The organism is Streptomyces bohaiensis (assembly GCF_012033785.1).
In the GTDB taxonomy this organism is placed as follows: Bacteria; Actinomycetota; Actinomycetes; order Streptomycetales; family Streptomycetaceae; genus Streptomyces; species Streptomyces bohaiensis.
The window spans coordinates 1-3,407 of record NZ_JAAVJC010000383.1 but is presented as its reverse complement, the minus strand read 5'-3'; the positions used below and the strand labels follow the sequence as shown (position 1 = coordinate 3,407).

3 protein-coding genes are annotated in these 3,407 nt (G+C 75.5%); 1 reads left to right on the top strand and 2 read right to left on the bottom strand.

All coding sequences use genetic code 11. From position 1 onward, the window contains the following. Positions 1-93 precede the first annotated feature (93 nt). Both purH and purN read right to left on the bottom strand, forming a co-directional pair. Positions 94-1,692 (bottom strand): bifunctional phosphoribosylaminoimidazolecarboxamide formyltransferase/IMP cyclohydrolase, encoded by a 1,599-nt coding sequence (purH, locus tag HCN52_RS22955; RefSeq protein ID WP_168090349.1) that lies wholly within the window; start codon positions 1,690-1,692, stop codon positions 94-96. Then, on the bottom strand, positions 1,689-2,327 hold the full coding sequence (gene purN / locus HCN52_RS22950) for a phosphoribosylglycinamide formyltransferase (protein ID WP_168090348.1): 639 nt from the start codon (positions 2,325-2,327) through the stop codon (positions 1,689-1,691). Before purN ends, purH begins: the two co-directional genes overlap by 4 nt. Before the next feature lie 222 nt (positions 2,328-2,549). On the opposite strand from purN, the gene HCN52_RS22945 reads away from it, so the two are divergent. Beyond that, on the top strand, positions 2,550-3,380 hold the full coding sequence (locus HCN52_RS22945) for a hypothetical protein (protein ID WP_168090347.1): 831 nt from the start codon (positions 2,550-2,552) through the stop codon (positions 3,378-3,380). Positions 3,381-3,407: the final 27 nt, after the last annotated feature.

Sequence of the window (3,407 nt, the reverse complement as noted above, 5' to 3'; positions counted from 1 at the left end):
GCCGCGCCCCGCCGGGGACGGAGCGTCGCACGGGGTGCGGCGCGGTCCCGACGGGGCGCGGGCGGAGCGGGGCGCGCCGGTCGGCGCGGCGGCTCAGTGGAAGAAGTGGCGGGTCCCGGTGAAGTACATGGTGACCCCGGCGGCGCGGGCCGCGGCGACGACCTCCTCGTCCCGCACGGAGCCGCCGGGCTGCACCACGGCCCGCACCCCGGCGTCCAGCAGCACCTGCAGACCGTCCGCGAACGGGAAGAACGCGTCCGAGGCGGCGAACGAGCCGGTCGCTCGCTCCTCGCCCGCACGCTGCACCGCCAGGCGGGCGGAGTCCACCCGGTTGACCTGGCCCATGCCGACGCCGACGGAGGCACCGTCCTTGGCCAGCAGGATGGCGTTGGACTTCACCGCCCGGCAGGCGCGCCAGGCGAAGAGCAGCGAGGCGAGCTCGGCCTCGTCCAGCGCGTCGCCGGCGGCGAGGGTCCAGTGGGCCGGGTCGTCGCCCTCGGCCTGGAAGACGTCCTTGTCCTGCACCAGCAGGCCGCCCTCGATCGGCCGGACCTCGGTGCGGGCAGCGGGCGCGTCGGCGCAGCGCAGCACGCGGATGTTCTTCTTGCGGGTCAGCACGTCCACGGCGCCGTCCTCGTAGCCGGGGGCGACGACGACCTCGGTGAAGATCTCCGCGACCTGCTCGGCCATCTCCACCGACACCGGGCGGTTGACGGCGATGACGCCGCCGAACGCGGAGACCGGGTCGCAGGCGTGGGCCTTGCGGTGGGCCTCGGCGACGTCGGCGCCGACCGCGATGCCGCAGGGGTTGGCGTGCTTGATGATCGCGACGGCCGGGCGGTCGTGGTCGTAGGCGGCGCGTCGGGCGGCCTCGGTGTCCACGTAGTTGTTGTAGGACATCTCCTTGCCGTGCAGCTGCTCCGCGGCGGCGAGCCCGGTACCGCTGCCGTCGCCGTACAGCGCGGCCGGCTGGTGCGGGTTCTCGCCGTAGCGCAGCGAGCGCAGCCGCTCGAACGCCGAACCGTGGAAGGCGGGCAGCGCCTCGCCGTCGGCGGCGTAGTCGGCGGCGAACCAGCTCGCGACGGCCGCGTCGTAGGCCGCGGTGTGGGCGAACGCCTCGGCGGCGAGCCGCTTGCGGGCGCCGAGTTCGAAGCCGCCGCCGGCGGCCGCCTCCAGGACGTCGGCGTAGCGCGCCGGGTTGACCACGACGGCGACCGAGGGGTGGTTCTTCGCGGCGGAACGGACCATCGCCGGGCCGCCGATGTCGATCTGCTCCACGCACGCGTCGGGGGCGGCGCCCGAGGCGACCGTCTCCCGGAAGGGGTAGAGGTTGACGACGACGAGGTCGAACGGCTCGACCTGGAGGTCGGTCAGCTGCTGCCGGTGGTCCGCCAGCCGCAGGTCGGCGAGGATGCCGGCGTGCACCTTGGGGTGGAGCGTCTTGACGCGGCCGTCGAGGCACTCGGGGAACCCGGTCACGTCCTCGACGGGGGTCACCGGGACGCCGGCGGCCGCGATGCGCCCCGCGGTGGAGCCGGTGGAGACCAGCTGGACCCCGGCGGCGTGCAGCCCCTGTGCGAGCTCCTCCAGCCCGGTCTTGTCGTAGACGCTGATCAGCGCGCGGCGCAGCGGGCGGCGCCCGGCGTCGCTGTCGGAGCTGGTGGCGGTGGTGGCCGTACGGTCGGCGGTCACGGGATCAGAACCTTTCGTCCCTCGATTCGATAGCCGTCCCGGGCCAAACGCCCCACGGCATCGACGAGCATGTCTCGCTCGGCTTCCTTGATCCGCTCGTGCAGGGCGGACTCGTCGTCGTCCTCCCGGACGTCCACCGCGCGCTGCGCGATGATCGGCCCGGCGTCGACGCCCTCGTCGACGAAGTGGACGGTGCACCCGGTCACCTTGACGCCGTGCGCGAGCGCGTCGCGAACGCCGTGGGCACCGGGGAAACTTGGCAGCAGGGCCGGATGGGTGTTGACGGTCCGGCCCGCGAAGCGCGCGAGGTACCGCGCGCCGACGATCTTCATGAACCCGGCGGAGACCACCAGGTCCGGCGTGTGGGCGGCCACGTCGGCGGCCAGCGCCTCGTCCCACTCCTCACGCGTCGCGTGGTCGCGGACCCGCCGGACGAACGTCGGGATGCCCGCCGCCTCGGCGCGGCGCAGCCCGGTGCAGTCGCGGTCGGCGCCGACGGCCACCACGCGCGCCCCGTACGCGGGATCGGCGGCGGCGTCGAGCAGCGCCTGGAGGTTGGTGCCGGAGCCGGAGACGAGGACGACCAGCCGGGCCGCCGAGGGGGCCGGGGCGGGCGATGCCGGTGCAGGAGCCACGTGGGAGAGGTGCTTTCTGTGGGCCGCGGGAAGCGATCGGGCGGTGAAGTGCGTCGGGCGCGGGGTCCGCGCCGCGGCACCGGCCGCCGACCGTCACGATACCGGCACGCGCCCGTCCCCCGACACGACGGTCCACCGGCGCGGACGGTACGGTCAGGACCACCGATCTCGCCGCGCCCCCGCCAGGGACCACCGGCGCTACGAAGGGGATACGACGACCAGATGACCGACCGACGCCGCGAATCCTCCTCCGACGGCCGGGCCGGCGGGGAGCCCAACCCCTTCGCCGCGCCGCCCGACGGCGCCCCGGACCGGCCCTGGCACCTACGCCGCCGCGCCGGCCGGGACAACGGTTCCGGTGACGGCGGCCGGGACGGCTCCGACGGTGGCCGCGACGGTTCGGGCGAGGGCGACGGCGAGGAGGACAACCGGAAGTCGGCCTGGGGCAGGCAGTGGAGTTCCCGCCAGCCCGGCCGCCAGTCCGGTGGTTTCGGCCAGTCCCCCGCCGACCGCGGCCAGGACGGCGACCGGGAGGGGCGGCGCCGGCCCGGCTGGGACCCGGCCGACCCCCGGCAGCGGCACGCCCGTTACGCCCTGCTCGCCGGCGGCTGGGCCTTCGTCGGCGCGGTCTTCGCGTGGGACTGGCTGGCCCTGCTGCTGGGCGCCCTCGCCCTCTACTGGGGTGTCGACGCGCTGCGCGGCACCAAGCAGGAGCTGACCGCCGAGGAGCGCGCGGCGTCGGGCGCGGACGGCGACCGCGCCGCGGCGGGCGGCGGGAGCGACACCGCGGCAACCGGCGACGGGGCACCGGAGCGGCCCTCGACGCCCCCGGCGGGCGGGAAGGGCGGGCGGCGGTCGCTGCTGCTGTCCACCTCGTTCGGGATCGGCCTGGCCTCGCTGGCGATCGCGGTGGTCGTCGCCAACTTCACCGTGCAGATGGTCTACAAGGACTACTTCGACTGCGCGGCGGACGCGTTGACCATCGCCTCGCAGGACGCCTGCGCGGACCGGCTGCCCGAGGTGCTGCACGACGTGTACATCCCGCAGAACTGAACACCGGGCCGCCGAGCGCGGCGGCCC

Bases quoted from the DNA above. Each gene is read 5' to 3' on its own strand.
- HCN52_RS22945 (WP_168090347.1), top strand. From the start codon at position 2,550: ATGACCGACCGACGCCGCGAATCCTCCTCCGACGGCCGGGCCGGCGGG.